At 59.8% G+C, this 13,951-nt stretch carries 16 protein-coding genes; 7 read left to right on the top strand and 9 right to left on the bottom strand.

The window, feature by feature from the left end; translation table 11 throughout:
• The first annotated feature begins 67 nt into the window (after nucleotides 1-67).
• On the top strand, nucleotides 68-997 hold the full coding sequence (locus Tal182_RS22295; protein ID WP_085861036.1) for a LysR substrate-binding domain-containing protein: 930 nt from the start codon (nucleotides 68-70) through the stop codon (nucleotides 995-997).
• A 57-nt stretch (nucleotides 998-1,054) separates the two neighbouring features.
• Here Tal182_RS22295 and Tal182_RS22290 read toward each other — a convergent pair whose 3' ends face one another.
• The 5 genes from Tal182_RS22290 to Tal182_RS22270 all read right to left on the bottom strand — a co-directional run bounded on the left by Tal182_RS22290 (nucleotide 1,055) and on the right by Tal182_RS22270 (nucleotide 5,070).
• Nucleotides 1,055-1,522: a GNAT family N-acetyltransferase gene (locus Tal182_RS22290; RefSeq protein ID WP_085861035.1), complete on the bottom strand. Its 468-nt coding sequence runs from the start codon at nucleotides 1,520-1,522 to the stop codon at nucleotides 1,055-1,057.
• A 74-nt stretch (nucleotides 1,523-1,596) separates the two neighbouring features.
• Nucleotides 1,597-2,118: a DUF992 domain-containing protein gene (locus Tal182_RS22285; protein ID WP_011427480.1), complete on the bottom strand. Its 522-nt coding sequence runs from the start codon at nucleotides 2,116-2,118 to the stop codon at nucleotides 1,597-1,599.
• A gap of 327 nt (nucleotides 2,119-2,445) precedes the next feature.
• Nucleotides 2,446-2,610: a DUF1328 domain-containing protein gene (locus Tal182_RS22280; protein WP_003571841.1), complete on the bottom strand. Its 165-nt coding sequence runs from the start codon at nucleotides 2,608-2,610 to the stop codon at nucleotides 2,446-2,448.
• A gap of 98 nt (nucleotides 2,611-2,708) precedes the next feature.
• Entirely contained in the window at nucleotides 2,709-3,281 is a 573-nt protein-coding gene (locus tag Tal182_RS22275) for a hypothetical protein (protein ID WP_245344871.1), read from the bottom strand.
• 166 nt (nucleotides 3,282-3,447) lie between these two features.
• Nucleotides 3,448-5,070: an ABC-F family ATP-binding cassette domain-containing protein gene (locus tag Tal182_RS22270; RefSeq protein WP_085861033.1), complete on the bottom strand. Its 1,623-nt coding sequence runs from the start codon at nucleotides 5,068-5,070 to the stop codon at nucleotides 3,448-3,450.
• A 142-nt stretch (nucleotides 5,071-5,212) separates the two neighbouring features.
• Here Tal182_RS22270 and Tal182_RS22265 point away from each other — a divergent pair, with 142 nt between their 5' ends.
• On the top strand, nucleotides 5,213-5,542 hold the full coding sequence (locus Tal182_RS22265; protein WP_085861032.1) for a DUF6665 family protein: 330 nt from the start codon (nucleotides 5,213-5,215) through the stop codon (nucleotides 5,540-5,542).
• Nucleotides 5,543-5,627: 85 nt separating this feature from the next.
• Nucleotides 5,628-6,494 carry an aldose 1-epimerase family protein gene (locus Tal182_RS22260; protein ID WP_085861031.1) on the top strand — a complete coding sequence of 289 codons (867 nt, stop codon included), beginning with the start codon at nucleotides 5,628-5,630 and terminating at the stop codon, nucleotides 6,492-6,494.
• A gap of 12 nt (nucleotides 6,495-6,506) precedes the next feature.
• Here Tal182_RS22260 and uxuA read toward each other — a convergent pair whose 3' ends face one another.
• Together uxuA and Tal182_RS22250 are read right to left on the bottom strand one after the other, a co-directional pair.
• Nucleotides 6,507-7,694: a mannonate dehydratase gene (gene uxuA / locus Tal182_RS22255; RefSeq protein ID WP_064806438.1), complete on the bottom strand. Its 1,188-nt coding sequence runs from the start codon at nucleotides 7,692-7,694 to the stop codon at nucleotides 6,507-6,509.
• Between the two features lie 44 nt (nucleotides 7,695-7,738).
• Nucleotides 7,739-8,461, bottom strand: coding sequence for a GntR family transcriptional regulator (locus Tal182_RS22250; protein WP_085861131.1), 723 nt, complete (start codon nucleotides 8,459-8,461; stop codon nucleotides 7,739-7,741).
• Nucleotides 8,462-8,647: 186 nt separating this feature from the next.
• On the opposite strand from Tal182_RS22250, the gene Tal182_RS22245 reads away from it, so the two are divergent.
• From Tal182_RS22245 to Tal182_RS22235, 3 genes are all read left to right on the top strand, one after another.
• Nucleotides 8,648-9,034, top strand: coding sequence for a DUF2934 domain-containing protein (locus Tal182_RS22245; RefSeq protein ID WP_085861030.1), 387 nt, complete (start codon nucleotides 8,648-8,650; stop codon nucleotides 9,032-9,034).
• Nucleotides 9,035-9,072: 38 nt separating this feature from the next.
• Nucleotides 9,073-9,324, top strand: a complete 252-nt coding sequence (locus tag Tal182_RS22240) for a hypothetical protein (protein WP_085861029.1) — start codon at nucleotides 9,073-9,075, stop codon at nucleotides 9,322-9,324.
• Nucleotides 9,325-9,684: 360 nt separating this feature from the next.
• A complete protein-coding gene (locus tag Tal182_RS22235) occupies nucleotides 9,685-10,959 on the top strand; it encodes an O-antigen ligase family protein (protein WP_085861028.1) in 1,275 nt (424 codons plus the stop codon).
• On the opposite strand, the gene Tal182_RS22230 is transcribed toward Tal182_RS22235, so the two are convergent.
• A complete protein-coding gene (locus Tal182_RS22230; RefSeq protein ID WP_085861027.1) occupies nucleotides 10,935-12,986 on the bottom strand; it encodes a nucleoside-diphosphate sugar epimerase/dehydratase in 2,052 nt (683 codons plus the stop codon). The two genes, Tal182_RS22235 and Tal182_RS22230, sit on opposite strands and share 25 nt — an antisense overlap.
• 124 nt (nucleotides 12,987-13,110) lie before the next feature.
• Nucleotides 13,111-13,677 (bottom strand): sugar transferase, encoded by a 567-nt coding sequence (locus Tal182_RS22225; RefSeq protein ID WP_085861026.1) that lies wholly within the window; start codon nucleotides 13,675-13,677, stop codon nucleotides 13,111-13,113.
• Here Tal182_RS22225 and Tal182_RS32370 point away from each other — a divergent pair.
• Nucleotides 13,625-13,852: a hypothetical protein gene (locus Tal182_RS32370; protein ID WP_164517815.1), complete on the top strand. Its 228-nt coding sequence runs from the start codon at nucleotides 13,625-13,627 to the stop codon at nucleotides 13,850-13,852. The two genes, Tal182_RS22225 and Tal182_RS32370, sit on opposite strands and share 53 nt — an antisense overlap.
• Nucleotides 13,853-13,951: the final 99 nt, after the last annotated feature.

Genomic DNA, 13,951 nt, shown 5'->3' with positions numbered 1-13,951 from the left:
GTGCGACAATGGATTAGGCCTTGGACGCATGCTTGAAAAGCACCGCAATCGATGATCAAATGTGCGCATGGTTCACAGCTCGCCAGTGCTCCCACCGCTCGATACGCTCGAGACCTTTGCCCGCGCCGCCCGGCTCGGATCATTTTCGGCCGCGGCCGAGGAAAGCGGAATCACCCATGGCGCCGTATCGCGGCAGGTCTCGCGGCTCGAGCGCTGGATGGGTGTGCGGCTCTTCGCGCGTGAAGCTCGCGGTGTGCGCCTCACCCCGGAGGGCATGCGCTTCTTCGCCCGTGCCGAGGAAGCCCTTTCCCTGCTCGGTAACACCGGCGAGCGCTGGCTGCCACGGCCGAACAAGGCGGTGGTGCGCCTTTCCGTTACCCCGTCCGTCGCCTCTCTATGGTTGTTTCCGCGCCTGGCAAAGCTCGAAGGAAATGAGCTGCATGTCGAATTGACGCTCGAGCACCGCCTGGCGGACTTTGGCGAAGGCACGGATCTTGCCATCCGCTGCGGCAAGGGACCATGGGCCGGCGTGCGCGCCCTGCCGCTCTGGCAGGAGAAATCTTTTCCGATCGCCTCACCGGCGATGGCAGCGCGACTCGGGCAGCGCTCGGATGCGCTTTCGCTGCTCGATCTGCCGATCCTTCACGACTCCAATATCGAGGGCTGGCGTCGCTGGCTCGCGCGTGATGGCGTCGACTATACGCCGCGTGGCCAGGACCGACGCTTCGAGGATTACAATCTGGTTGTCGATGCCTGCGCGCAAGGGCTCGGCATTGCGCTTGCACGGCCGCCGCTGTCGGATGCCGCGCTTGCCGCCGGGCGCGTCGTCGCAGTGTCACAGCGTACCCTCGATTCCCATGTCGCTTTTCACCTGATCCGGCCGGACGATGCATTGAGAAGCCCTGCCATCGAATTCGCCAGCCGCTTTCTGCGCGAAGCCGGCCATGACGAGGCGGCGATCAACGCCTTTATCGCACCTGGCAAGCCGAAAACATAAACAGAAAACGCGCCGCGCACATTCCTCAGCCGTCTGTAGGCGCTTCGGCTATGCGGCTCACTCCACAGGAAACTTTAGGCGCATTTCCTTCGCCAGCTCGAAGCCAGCGCTGCGATAGACTGGTTCCCCCACATCCGAGGCATGGATGACGGCAGTCGTGCAGCCGATGGATTTCAGATAATCAAGGGCCCTGTTCGTCAGCGCCAAAGCAATGCCGCGCCGGCGGAAGGCCTCGGCGACATAGACGGACCAGATGTAACCGTGCAACCGCTGCTCCGGCCGAATGACTTCCGGAAACGGCGATTGGTGCAGCTGGCAAGATACGGAACCGGCGATTTCATCGTCCACAACGGCCAGGAACGAGGCGAGGCGTCGCTCCTCGCGACCACTTCTCAAAAACGACGATATCCGCGCCGCCGCATCCGGCCTGTAATGTTCGGGCGGCGTGCCATAGCTGTCCCAGATTTTCAGGTTGTGGCCGACCAGGATCTCATCCTCGTCGGGCGTTGCAATTCGGATATTCATCGTTTCGTCGCCAGCAAGCCAACCGAATAATCTCGTGACGCCCCCGCCGCGTCGCAGCGAGGGCGACAAACCCGTCAATCCGCCGGGGTCAAGGTCATCGATGCGCTGCCGGCCGCAACGTTCAGGCCGAGCTGGCCGGTCAGGCTAACCGTCTGCAGATGGATTGAACCGGAGGTGCCACCGACCAGGAGGTTGGCGCCGACGCCAGCACCGACCGTCGCCTCTGCGCTGGCGCCGACATAAAGTCCGGCGAGCGACCCGCGATGATAACCAGCCGTAGGTGCAAACACCGCCCAGATCAGGCGACTGCGCGTGGTAAAGCCGAGATCGATACCAAGCTTTCGAATTTCGCCGGTGTAATGATCGAAAAGCTCATTGCCGACAATTGACTGAAAGACGCAATCGGCTTCCTTGGACGAACCGAGCACATAACCCGTGCCGCCGCCGATATCGCAAGTGAGATAACCGATCTTCACGCCGTTGCGCAGGTCCGGCTCTTCATAGGTTCTGGTGACGGGGTCGGCGGCATTGGCCGCCCCCGCGCCGACAAACGTCAACGATACCGCGGCAAACGCCGTCGCAAGAGTTTTTTTCATAAGTCTCTCCTTCTCAAATCGTGACGGGAACACCCGGCTGGCGGCACCGGATATCGGAGGGGACGGCAAAGCAATCCCGAACGGCGCCGTTTTCGCGTCGCGTCTCAAAGCGCGTGGGAATGCGCAAGCGACAGCTCCACGGTTCAGCCCCATTGGGACATTTCGAAGGCATATGCGACCAGCATGCGGTCTTTCACGATCTTGTTAGGAATGGTTGCACGAAAAGCACATTCGCTCGAAGCGAGTCTCCACCGGCCGGTGAGGGCCGTCAAGAAAAACAAAACCCGGTGATAATTATCACCGGGCTTTATACTTGACCAATCTTCACTATACTCTGCGCATGAAGCGCATGACAAGCGAGACGACGAACAACACCAGGAAGATGAAGAACAGAACCTGGGCAATGGAAGCTGAAGCCCCTGCGATGCCGCCAAATCCGAGGACACCGGCAATCAAGGCCACAACGAGAAACACCAGAGCGTAGTAAAGCATCGCAATCTCCTTTTACGTTGCTGCGGAGATAACGGCGACCGCCCGGTTTGGTTCCCTCACTCTCACGGCCTGCGGATGGACCGTCGCATTGGCTTTGTTCAACCGAAATGAAAGACGCCGCTGTACATCCGGTCGCCTTCGGTCGGTTCGGGAGGTTCGGCCGCATCGAGATAGGTCTTGAGCGGCCCGGTCAGCACGAACCAGACACTTGCCCCCAGCATGAAACAGGCGCCCACCGGATCATCGATGCGGGCGATGAATGGAAGGCAGGCGGATGAAAACAGCACGATAATCCGCACCGACCATTCCGCCTCCCGTTTGGCGACGGCGCGCGCCCTCGACGACTTGTATTCCCGGGCGCCATAGGCGCTTCCCCCTGCCTTGACGGCCGAAAGCAATTTTTTGGCTGAAGGCAGGGCCAGCATGACCAGCGCGGCGATGCTGAGCGCGAAAGGTTTGCCCGCCATAACCTGTCCGCTCGCGATAAGGAGAAAGGACAGTACGACGAGATTCCATGTCGGCTCCAGCAGCTCCGGCGACTGCCGCGTACGAATGTGCCACTGCCGCAGCAAGCCTGCCGCGCCGTTCAATAACGGCTGATCGATATGACGATTGATCCAGTCCATGCTGATGTGCCCGCCCCGATTGTTTGAAGAAGGCCCGAACACCACGGAAATGGGTCATCATCGTGGCAGAGCGCCGGCAATGTCGGCTGGCGCTCTTCTTCGCTCACATAAAACCGCCGATAAAGCTCCGGCCATCCAACACTATTTCGGACGGCGCTCTGCTGGTCGTTTCGATTTCGATGGTTTCGACCTGCCGACGAAAAAGTAGCTGTCAGCTGCGCAGGCCAGGCGCCTCATGGCCCGTGCGCGCCACATACTCCGTGTAACCGCCGCCATATTGATGGACGCCCTCCGGCGTCAGCTCCAGCACGCGGTTGGAAAGGGCAGCCAGGAAGTGCCGGTCGTGGGATACAAAGAGCATGGTGCCTTCATATTGCGAGAGCGCCTTGATCAGCATTTCCTTCGTGTCGAGGTCGAGATGGTTGGTCGGCTCGTCGAGCACGAGCAGGTTCGGCGGGTCGAACAGCATCATCGCCATGACCAATCGGGCCTTCTCGCCACCTGACAGCACCCGGCACCTTTTCTCGACATCATCGCCGGAAAAACCGAAACATCCGGCGAGAGCCCGCAAAGGCCCCTGCCCTGCCTGGGGAAACCGATCTTCCAGCGATTGGAAGATCGTGCGCTCGCCATCAAGAATATCCATGGCGTGCTGGGCGAAATAACCCATCTTGACGCTCGCCCCGAGAGCGACACTGCCTTCGTCGGGCGTCGTGGTGCCCGTCACCAGCTTCAGTAATGTCGATTTGCCGGCGCCGTTGATGCCCATGATGCACCAGCGTTCCCGCCGCCGCACCATGAAGTCCAGCCCCTCATAGATGCTTCGGGTGCCATATTTCTTATGGACGTTCTTCAAGCTGATCACGTCCTCGCCCGAGCGCGGGGCTGGCTGGAATTCGAACGCGACCGACTGGCGGCGCTTGGGCGGCTCCACCCGGTCGATCTTCTCCAGCTTCTTCACGCGGCTCTGCACCTGCGAAGCATGCGAAGCGCGCGCCTTGAACCGCTCGATGAACTTGATTTCCTTGGCGAGCATCGCCTGCTGGCGCTCGAACTGGGCCTGCTGCTGCTTTTCATTCTGCGCCCGCTGCTGCTCATAAAATTCATAGTCGCCGGAATAGGAGGTCAGCGAGCCGGCATCGATCTCGAGGATCTTGTTGACGATGCGGTTCATGAACTCGCGGTCATGCGAGGTCATCAGCAGCGCACCCTCATAGCCCTTCAGGAACTCTTCGAGCCATATCAGGCTTTCGAGATCGAGATGGTTGCTCGGTTCGTCGAGCAGCATGACATCGGGGCGCATCAGCAGGATGCGGGCAAGCGCCACACGCATCTTCGAGCCGCCCGACAGCGCGCCGACGTCGCCGTCCATCATCTCCTGGCTGAAGCTCAGGCCCGCAAGTACTTCGCGGGCGCGGCCGTCGAGCGCATAACCGTCCAGCTCCTCGTAACGCGCCTGCACCTCGCCGTAGCGCTCGATGATCTCCTCCATGTCGCCTGCCCTTTCGGGGTCGACCATGGCAGCCTCCAACTCCCGCAGCTCGGCGGCAACGACGCTGACCGGCCCGGCGCCGTTCATCACCTCGGCGACGGCGCTGTGGCCTGACATTTCGCCGACGTCCTGGTTGAAGTAGCCGATGGTGACGCCCTTCTCGCAGGAGACCTGTCCCTCGTCGGGCTGCTCCTCACCGTTGATCATCCGGAAGATCGTCGTCTTGCCGGCGCCGTTCGGGCCGACGAGGCCGATCTTCTCGCCTTTGTTGAGGGCTGCCGAAGCCTCGATAAAGAGGATGCGGTGGCTGAGCTGCTTGCTGATATTTTCGATACGAATCATGATGTGTGCGGGGCCTGAGAAAAGTTACGGCGCCCTTACCACGCAGGGAAACGGCGGGATAGGTCCGTTCCCCTACCCTCTCGATCTCGAAGGCCGCATTGGATAATGTTGTTGGCCTACGCCGATCAAGGAATCCGCACCCATGAGCGTTCGTCCGCCGCAATCCTTCAGACAATCCCAGCAGGATAAAAACGGCTTCAACGTCCTCGAATATGAGTTGATGTCGGAACGCGCCGATGCGCTCGGGCGTCACGGGCTGAAGGTGGAGGCGGCACTCACCGCGCTGAAAGCCTGGACCGGCGAGCATCAAAGCGCAGAGGAACGCGAGAGGCTTGTCAATGACGCCTCCGACGCCGTCTGGGCATTCTTCATTCAGCGGGAGATTTGCGGCTTGCGCAACAACCGCGACGCCATCCAGCGCTACGGCATCCCGAACGAAGTGATCGCGAGACTGGGCGCAATACGGAAATAACGGCTGACGTGCGTCTTCCACCTACAGATAGAAACCGCGGTGCAGGCAGCTATGCTTGTACCGAACCAGCGTGAAAGGAATTGCCATGTCAAGCACAATTCGGATCGGCAATCGGGATATCACCGTCGACATCTCTTCCCTCGGCGCAGAAATGCAGGCGCTGACCACCAATGACGGGCGCTCTTGGTTGTGGACGGGCGACGCGACCTTCTGGACAGGGCGCTCGCCGATCCTGTTTCCGATCGTCGGCAAGGCTCTGGACGACAAAATCGCGATCGACGGCATGGTCTATCCGTTGGCGCAGCACGGTTTTGCCCGGCGCAGCGAATTTGCCCTCGCAGCCTCTACGGCAACAGCCTGCCGGTACGAGCTTGCCGCCTCTGCGGCTACACAGGGGATCTATCCTTTCGACTTTCTGCTGGCCGTGGAACACGCGGTCGAGGGCCGCGCTTTGACCGTCACCGCCGAAGTCAGCAACCGCGACCAGAAGGCGATACCGTTCGGATTCGGCTTCCATCCGGCCTTTGCCTGGCCGCTGCCGGGTGCCTCCGGGCGCGCCCACACCGTCACGCTCGACAATGAGGGTGAGCCGGAGCTTGTGCGGCTGGAGGGCGGCCTCATCAATCCAGCGCCGTTGCCCTCGCCCTTCGATAAAGGCCGGGTGGTGCTGGATCATGCCCTGTTCGACCAGGATGCGATGATCTTCCCCAAAGGCGCGGGCGAAGGGCTGCTCTACGGCGCCGAGGGCGGGCCGACTTTGCGGTTCCATTTCGAAAACCTGCCGAATCTTGCCCTGTGGACGAAGCCGGGGGCGCCCTTCATCTGCGTCGAACCATGGCACGGAACCGCAGCGGAAGCGGGAGGCTCGAGCGAACTGTCGCGGCGGCCGTACACGAACATATTAGCGCCCGGCGCGAGCACGCGCTTCGCCTTTACGGTCGAGATTTCATGACAGTCCGCGCCCTCAATTCGGCGGAGCGCCTAGCGCATGCAGGATGCCGCGCAGTTCAGCAAGGCCGCGCATGCGGCCGATGGCCGGGTAGCCGGGCGTGACTGTTTTGTCGAGATCGTCGAGCATGCGGTGGCCATGGTCCGAGCGGAAGACGATGGTATCCTGAGCACCGCGACGACGGTCTTCGGCGACCAGTTCCCGGAGAACCGCGACCATGTCGACGTCGCCTTCCAGATGCGCGCTTTCATGGAACGTTCGGCCATCGCCCTCTCGCGTCGTTGCGCGCAGATGGGCGAAATAGATCCGTGAGGCGAAACGGCGGGCGATCGCCGGCAAATCGTTATCGGCGCGCACGCCAAGGCTGCCGGTGCAATAGCACATCCCGTTCGCCTTCGATGGCACCGCATCGAAGAGAGCAGCATAATCATCGGCCGTCGAGGCGATGCGCGGCAGGCCGAACAGCGACCGCGGCGGATCATCGGGATGCAGCGTCAGCTTGACGCCGCGTGCTTCGGCCGCTGGCGTCACCGCCTCCAGGAATTCGATCAGGTGCCGGCGCAGCTTTGCGGCATCGATGCCGCTATAGGCGACAAGCTTTTCCCGGAAGGCCGGAATCGTCAGAGGTTCAGTGGTCGAACCCGGCAGAGCCGATGTGATGATGCGGGTGATTTCGGCGATCTCATCCTCCGACATCGCCTCGAAGACGATGCGCGCCCGTTCGCGATCCGCATCGGAATAGTCTCGTGCCGCATCCGGCCGTTCCAAAATGAAAAGATCGAAGGCCGCGAAACGCTCATGATCAAAGCGCATGGCGGTGGCCCCGGTCGGCGTCACGAAATCGAGTTCGGTGCGAGTCCAGTCCACGACGGGCATAAAATTATAGCAGACGATCGGAATGCCGCAGGCGGCTACCGCTTCGAGGCTGGCGATCCACGCCTCGATTTCGGCCTTCGCCTCCCCGCCCCTGCGCTTGACGGCATCCGGGATCGGAATGCTTTCAACGACCGACCAGACGAGCGACGAGCGATCGGCCGGCGTCGTCTCGATCAGCGATTGGCGTTCGCGCACTTCCTTCTCCGTCCAAGCCCGGCCGATCGGCACCTGATGCAGCGACGAGACGATGTTGGTCGCCCCGGTCTGACGGACATCATCCAGCGTCACTGGCGCTTCCGGCCCGAACCATCTCCAACCCTGCCGCATCCTTGTTCCTTTCCTCGCCTTTTCGTTTCGTAGTGATCCTGCCGTCAGCAGAAATAATCGGGGTAACGCGAGCGCAATTCGTCGACGTCGGGAATGACGGCGCTCAAGTGATGGATCATCGCGCCGCGCGCAGCCGCAGCATCATGGGCGGCGAGCGCGTTGCGAATGACGATGTGTTCGCGGACAACGTTGTCCATGCGCCCAAGCGCCGGCAGCGCCAGCCGCCGCGCCCGGTCGATCTGCACCTTGACCGTCTTCAGAAGGGCCCAGATGCCGGGATAACCTGCTATCTCAGCGATCGCCTCATGGAAGGCCTCGTCCTCTTCATGAAAGTTCGAGGCGTTGCCGAGCGCGGCAAGCGAGCGCTGCCGGGAGATGATCGCATCCAGATGGGCAATATCGGCAGCGCTGGCGGTTTCGGCGGCAGCCTCGACGGTCGTACCTTCGAGCGCTTTGCGCACGACCACCGCCTCCGGGATCGACGCGACAGGCACACGCGATACGACCGTGCCCGACTGCGGATAGATGTCGACCAGCCCGCCTTCAGAGAGCCTGAGCAGTGCCTCGCGCACCGGCGTGCGACTCACCGCGAAATCCTCGGCGATCCGCTTTTCCTGCAGCAACAGGCCAGGCGGCATCCTGAGCGAGACGATGTCGGCATAGAGACGTTCGTAGATGGCACCGGCCGTGGTGACGCGTCGCAACCTCGCACCGACTTCCTGAAAAATCGAAACCGCAGGCGCTTGGGCTTCTGAGGACTGCCGCATAATCAAAACCCGCGATCGTGTTCTGGCATACTAGTATATCAGTCGTAACACCCTGCCAAGACCTACGGAGGAATTGGATCACATTTGGAGGTTCGCGGTCGTTTCACCGCGGTTTCGATGCTGTCGAGACTGTTGGTTGGAACTTAGATCAGCCGAATTGGTTGAGATCCAATCAAGGAGGCGCCGATGAAGAACCCGGTACGACGCACAAAAAATGAAGACACGACCGACGACACACGGCTGAAGGAACTCTCCCTCACCGGCGCGCGGAAAGGGAAGATGGCGCGGCAAGCCACACACGAAACCGGCCCGGCGGTGCTCCGTGAGGAGGAGATCCGGAAAAGAGCACATGCGCTGTGGGAGAAGGAAGGCAGGCCGGAGGGCAGGCATCGGGATCACTGGATCCGCGCCGAGCATGAGCTCGATGCGCAATATGGCGAGGCCGACAATCCTCCCAAGCTGGAAGCGCTGCGCGAGGCCTCGCGCCAACATAGCGATGCCTTCCTGGTCAAGACGGATATCGAAGACGCGGACCAACGCGAAGCCTCACCCGGCACACGCGAGCAGAATTAAATTGCGGTCTTGAGCCAATGCAGGAAAGGTCTCCCGACATGGTCGATAAAAAAGACTTGGACGCCGGATTTACCGGCACCCCCGTCGAGCCGCCGGAAGGACTGGCCAAGGTTGTCCAATGGGCGGCCAGCGGGGTGAAACGCGAGGTCCATGCAGTCACGGCCGGGGCTAGAAACCACCCGCACACCGCCAGCGCATTGTTGCTCAGTATTGGTATTCTCGCATTCGGGTTCGGCTATCTCCTCGGCCGGTCAGCGGTGGAAAGCGCGCCGCGCCCATATTGGCGATAGCTGCAGGCCCCAAAAGTGGCGGCGCGCTGGCGCGTCGCTGTCCTACAACGGCCGGCCACTTTGGTTGGAATGGCGAGAGATTCAGATCCTGTGCCTGCAGGCGTTCCCTGATAGCGGGAATGCGCCGCCAGATGACAAAGCTTCTCAATAGGTTCGCACCTCAAACGTGTTTTCTGTTCGGAACAGCTTTACTGTTGCAGCCTGTTGCGACCGTCATCGAGCAGGAGCAATGAGCATCCGAATCTGCTGTTGCCGGAATACGACAGTGAAAAAAGCGCAGGTTCCTCCTGCCTTCACGGCTTGACAGCGGTGACAACGGTCCTTAGCGAGGCTGGAAAGCGACACGTCAGGGCTACCAAAGTGAATTATTTCAGGCAACTCGTGATTGCGGTGCTTCACCCCGGGAACGGGTCAGGAAGCGCGCTTGATCGAACCAATGGCATTGCGGTCTTTCTCTTTGCAATCCTGCCCGGACTTTCGCCTAACTTCAACTCCTTCATCCTCCTCGGGTCGATGGTCTCAGGCCTCTATTGTCTGGCAAGAGCCCGCTTTCCTCTGAACCTGTCGAAGTCCGACCGAGTGGTTGCCATTTGCATGACGATTTACCCGGTGGTGATGATCGTCAGCATATTCGTCAATCCGCCTTTCTCGGAAGAACTGGATTGGATTTTCCGGCTCCTGCCGTTCTTTTCGATCTGGCTGATTTTGCCGCGAATGCGTCAATCTCCCGATGGCCGCCTTATGCCGCTCTTTATCCTCGGCGCGGGTCTCGGCATGATCGTTACTTTTCTTTTCAGCCTGCTTCAGGTCTTGTTCCTGATGCCGAGGGCGGAGGCGGGAACCTCGAACGCGGCGCTGCTGGGCGTTATCGGCGTGCTTTTCGGCGGCGTCGCGCTACTCAATATTCAATCTCCCAAAAGCATGGAGCAAAAGATCGCGATATTGGGATATGCCGCGGGCCTCGGCTGCGCGCTGCTTTCCGGAACACGCTCGGCCTGGCTTGTCATCCCCGTTCAGCTCGTCATCTTTCTCTGGTATTTTCCCAAAAACCGATTTCATGTCAGTCTGCGCAGCCTCGCCATCACCGGATCGGTACTGTTGCTGGCACTTCTCGCCTTGGGCAGCGACCAGGTTGTCTATCGCGTCCGTGAGCTCCAGGACAATCTGTCATCGCTCGAAAGCACCAATGGCGATATCACATCGCTGAGCGCGCGGGTTGCTCTTTACAAGGGTGCCCTATCGGCAATCACCAAGGATCCGTTGACCGGCTATGGCCCGCAAAACCGGATGGCTGCTGTCTTGGCAGAAGTCCCGGAGAGCCTAAGGCAGCAACTGCCCTATTCGCATGTCCATAACGGCTTTCTGACCGCCGGAATTGACGCCGGCCTTGTCGGCATCGCAGCGCTTTCGCTGCTGCTCCTGACGCCCGTGATCGGTGCTTGGAAAAAGGAACCTGGCCCTGGCCGGGATTTAGCCATAGCGCTCGCTCTCTTGCTGACCAGCAGCTACATTATAACCGGCAGCTTCGGCATCATGTTCAACCAAAAAGCTCTGGATCCGATCTTCGCCTATATGGTCGCTCTTATTTGCGCGGACCGGGGCAGCACGCGTTATGCACCTGTCGTTCGAAGCTGATTTCCTGCGGCTGAGGCTAGCGCGTTGACATCTCCATGCGCCGGATTGGTTTCGGCGCCGGTAAACGCAAGATCGGAAACCTCGCCCGTCGAGGAATAGCCGGAAACGAGTTCTGCCAAAGTCGCACGTGCCGCGACCATGTCGTTTCGGTCCAATGACGCATTGAGCGAGTTGAGCTTCTTTGAAAGTTCCGCCCAGGACAGGAAATCCTCGCGCGCCTTCATAATCCGCGGATGTTCAGTTGTCTCGGGGTTATCCCCGATCAACAGTTCTTCATAAAGCTTCTCACCGGGCCTCAGGCCGGTAACGGCAAGCTCGATGTCCCCTTCTGGATTATCAACGTCCCGGACGGTCAATCCGGACAGTTCGACCATCTTGCGGGCGAGATCGGCAATGCGGACGGGCTCGCCCATATCGAGCAGGAAAACATCGCCGCCGTCGGCCATGGCGCCCGCTTGAATGACAAGTTGCGAGGCTTCCGAAATGGTCATGAAGTAGCGGGTTATTTTCGGATGCGTCAGGGTAACCGGGCCGCCGTCCTTGATCTGCTGCCGGAACAGCGGCACGACGGATCCGGAGGAACCGAGGACATTTCCGAAGCGGACCATCGAGAAGTTCGTCCGCAATCTGTCAGCGGTCAGCTCTGCCGCGAGCGCCTGCAGCACCATCTCGGCCAGCCTCTTGCTGGCGCCCATCACATTCGTCGGGCGGACGGCTTTGTCCGTGCTGATCAGCACGAAATTCGAGACGCCGCATTTATTTGCCGCACGTGCGGTGATCAATGTCCCCATGACATTGTTCTTGATGCCTTCCACGGCATTGTGTTCGACGAGAGGCACATGCTTGTAAGCAGCAGCGTGATAAAGCGTCTGAGGCCGCCAGCTTTGCATGATATGTTCCATGCGATCCTGGTCGCGGACGGAACAAAGGATCGGCACGATCTGCAGGCTCTCATGCTTGTAAACTTCGGCCAGCTTCAGCAATTCGGCATGAATATTATAAAGCGCAAACTCGTTCTGATCTATGAGGATGAGGCTCGAAGGCGCGTTGCGCAGAATCTGGCGACATAACTCGCCGCCGATAGAGCCGCCGGCGCCCGTGACCATCACCACCTTGTTGCGCATCGCCTTGTCGAGCAGCTCTTGCCGCGGCGCAACCGCTTCCCTACCCAGCAGGTCTTCGATCTCCAGCTCACGAATATCGGAGACCGCGACTCGTCCCTGAGCCAGCGCCGTGAGATCCGGCAATGTCCGGACGTTCACCCTGGCTTTGCGGATATGCTCGAGAATTTCATTGCGACGCTGTCGCGATGCGGATGGAAGAGCAAGAAGCACGTTGTGCACGCCAAGTGCTTCGGCGAGCACCGGAAGATCCGACGGGTCATAGATCGGCAAACCGCCCATGATGCCGCCCTTAAGGCGCGGATCATCATCGAGGTAGCCGACGACATTGAGTTCGGCGCTGTTCGTCAGAGCGCCGGCGAGTTGCCGTCCGGCATTTCCCGCCCCATAGATCAACACCTTGGCGAGCGTATTCTGGTGAAGAATACGCTGATAGGTATCCCCGAGCCAATAACGGATGCCCAACCGTGACAGGCCGATCGCAATCAGCAGCAGGAAGGGCTGGAGAATGCCGACGGTTCTCGGAACGCCCGGGACGCTGAGTGCCGTAAATATCGTCATGAAGGCGACGCCGTAGATCGCAATTGCTTTTAGAACGGCAATGAAAGCGGCCATGTTGGCATAACGGAAGATCGCCCGATACATGCCCATGACGATGAAGATGGGAAGCGCCATGCACAAGGAAACGAAGACCGGCAACCACTGCACGCCGGTTAGCACCGTCCATTCGTTCAGACGGAAGCAATAAGCCAGCCAGATCGTCAGGACGCAAAGACCGGAATCCACCAGCAAGGCGAGCGCGCGTTTGGCAGCACGCGGCATGGCCAGCAGAGGGGCGACGAGCGCCTGCATCGGCACCAAGAACCATCTCGAGCGTGGCGTCTCAGTGGGGGTATTTTCAGGCATTGCTTCCCAGCGTCTCGCGGATCAATCAGACAACCACCTTCTTGTCATTTTCTACAACGAGCGCAACTGAAATAATCGGAAATCAAAGTCTTCCGCACCGCCTATCTATCAGAAGTAGGTAACTTTAGTGCCTTATTCCCTTACGGCGGACTACCTTGTCGGCCGTCAGAAAGAGGATGCGCATGTCGAAACCGAGGGAGCGCCGCTCAAGATATTCGACATCGAATTTCACCTTCTCCGGAATTGGCAATTCATCACGCCCGTTGATCTGCGCCCATCCGGTCAATCCGGGCAGGAGCTTGTCGACGCCGTGGGCCGTCCGCAATTCGATCAAATCATACTGATTGTAGAGCGCCGGGCGCGGCCCGACGAAACTCATCTTGCCCGCCAAAATGCACCAGAGCTGGGGCAGTTCGTCGAGACTGGATTTGCGCAGAAACGAGCCGATGGGCGTCAGGAACCGTTCGGGGTTTTCGAGAAGATGTGTGGCGACTGTCGGCGTGTCGACGCGCATGCTGCGGAATTTCGGCATCAGGAAGATCTGATTGAAACGCCCGATACGTTTTGACCAGTAGAGGATCGGTCCTGGCGACGTTAGCCGGACACTAAGAGCGACGACAAGGATCGGAACGAGCAGGATGACCGAAGCCATCAAAGCCAGGAAAAAATCCACCGCCCGTTTCAAGCCCATGCCCCGCACTTCTTCCGTTGCCTCTTCAGCGGATTTCCGCCATACGCCATCGCGCCGTATCATCAAAAAGGCGTTTCACGTCAACTCCAACCGCACCGTTTCTCCAGAAAACGCCGTCCGATCGTCGATAGATCCTTCCCTCGCCTTGCCGATCAAAAATCTTGCAACCTCATGATCTCAAAGGCAGAAGATCTTAACGAGAAGTTATCTCTCTGTTTATTTCCGTCACCTTTCGTTAACCATAGATCTGCGCGGACAGATGAGACGATATTTT

The sequence above is a fragment of the Rhizobium sp. TAL182 genome (assembly GCF_002117725.1).
Taxonomy (GTDB): domain Bacteria; phylum Pseudomonadota; class Alphaproteobacteria; order Rhizobiales; family Rhizobiaceae; genus Rhizobium; species Rhizobium esperanzae.
Note: the sequence above shows the minus strand (reverse complement) of the source record. Positions and strands in the feature narration are given on the sequence as shown.

What these genes read in the sequence shown, in the direction of transcription:
- Tal182_RS22280 (WP_003571841.1), bottom strand. Translation starts at nt 2,610, where the DNA reads ATGCTTTACTACGCTCTGGTGTTTCTCGTTGTGGCCTTGATTGCCGGT.
- Tal182_RS22225 (WP_085861026.1), bottom strand. Translation starts at nt 13,677, where the DNA reads ATGGGCTTGAAACGGGCGGTGGATTTTTTCCTGGCTTTGATGGCTTCG.
- Tal182_RS22260 (WP_085861031.1), top strand. Translation starts at nt 5,628, where the DNA reads ATGTCAAGCACAATTCGGATCGGCAATCGGGATATCACCGTCGACATC.
- Tal182_RS22295 (WP_085861036.1), top strand. Translation starts at nt 68, where the DNA reads ATGGTTCACAGCTCGCCAGTGCTCCCACCGCTCGATACGCTCGAGACC.
- Tal182_RS22250 (WP_085861131.1), bottom strand. Translation starts at nt 8,461, where the DNA reads ATGCGGCAGTCCTCAGAAGCCCAAGCGCCTGCGGTTTCGATTTTTCAG.
- Tal182_RS22245 (WP_085861030.1), top strand. Translation starts at nt 8,648, where the DNA reads ATGAAGAACCCGGTACGACGCACAAAAAATGAAGACACGACCGACGAC.
- Tal182_RS22290 (WP_085861035.1), bottom strand. Translation starts at nt 1,522, where the DNA reads ATGAATATCCGAATTGCAACGCCCGACGAGGATGAGATCCTGGTCGGC.
- Tal182_RS22240 (WP_085861029.1), top strand. Translation starts at nt 9,073, where the DNA reads ATGGTCGATAAAAAAGACTTGGACGCCGGATTTACCGGCACCCCCGTC.
- Tal182_RS22270 (WP_085861033.1), bottom strand. Translation starts at nt 5,070, where the DNA reads ATGATTCGTATCGAAAATATCAGCAAGCAGCTCAGCCACCGCATCCTC.
- Tal182_RS22285 (WP_011427480.1), bottom strand. Translation starts at nt 2,118, where the DNA reads ATGAAAAAAACTCTTGCGACGGCGTTTGCCGCGGTATCGTTGACGTTT.
- uxuA (WP_064806438.1), bottom strand. Translation starts at nt 7,694, where the DNA reads ATGCGGCAGGGTTGGAGATGGTTCGGGCCGGAAGCGCCAGTGACGCTG.
- Tal182_RS22265 (WP_085861032.1), top strand. Translation starts at nt 5,213, where the DNA reads ATGAGCGTTCGTCCGCCGCAATCCTTCAGACAATCCCAGCAGGATAAA.
- Tal182_RS22230 (WP_085861027.1), bottom strand. Translation starts at nt 12,986, where the DNA reads ATGCCTGAAAATACCCCCACTGAGACGCCACGCTCGAGATGGTTCTTG.
- Tal182_RS32370 (WP_164517815.1), top strand. Translation starts at nt 13,625, where the DNA reads ATGACCGAAGCCATCAAAGCCAGGAAAAAATCCACCGCCCGTTTCAAG.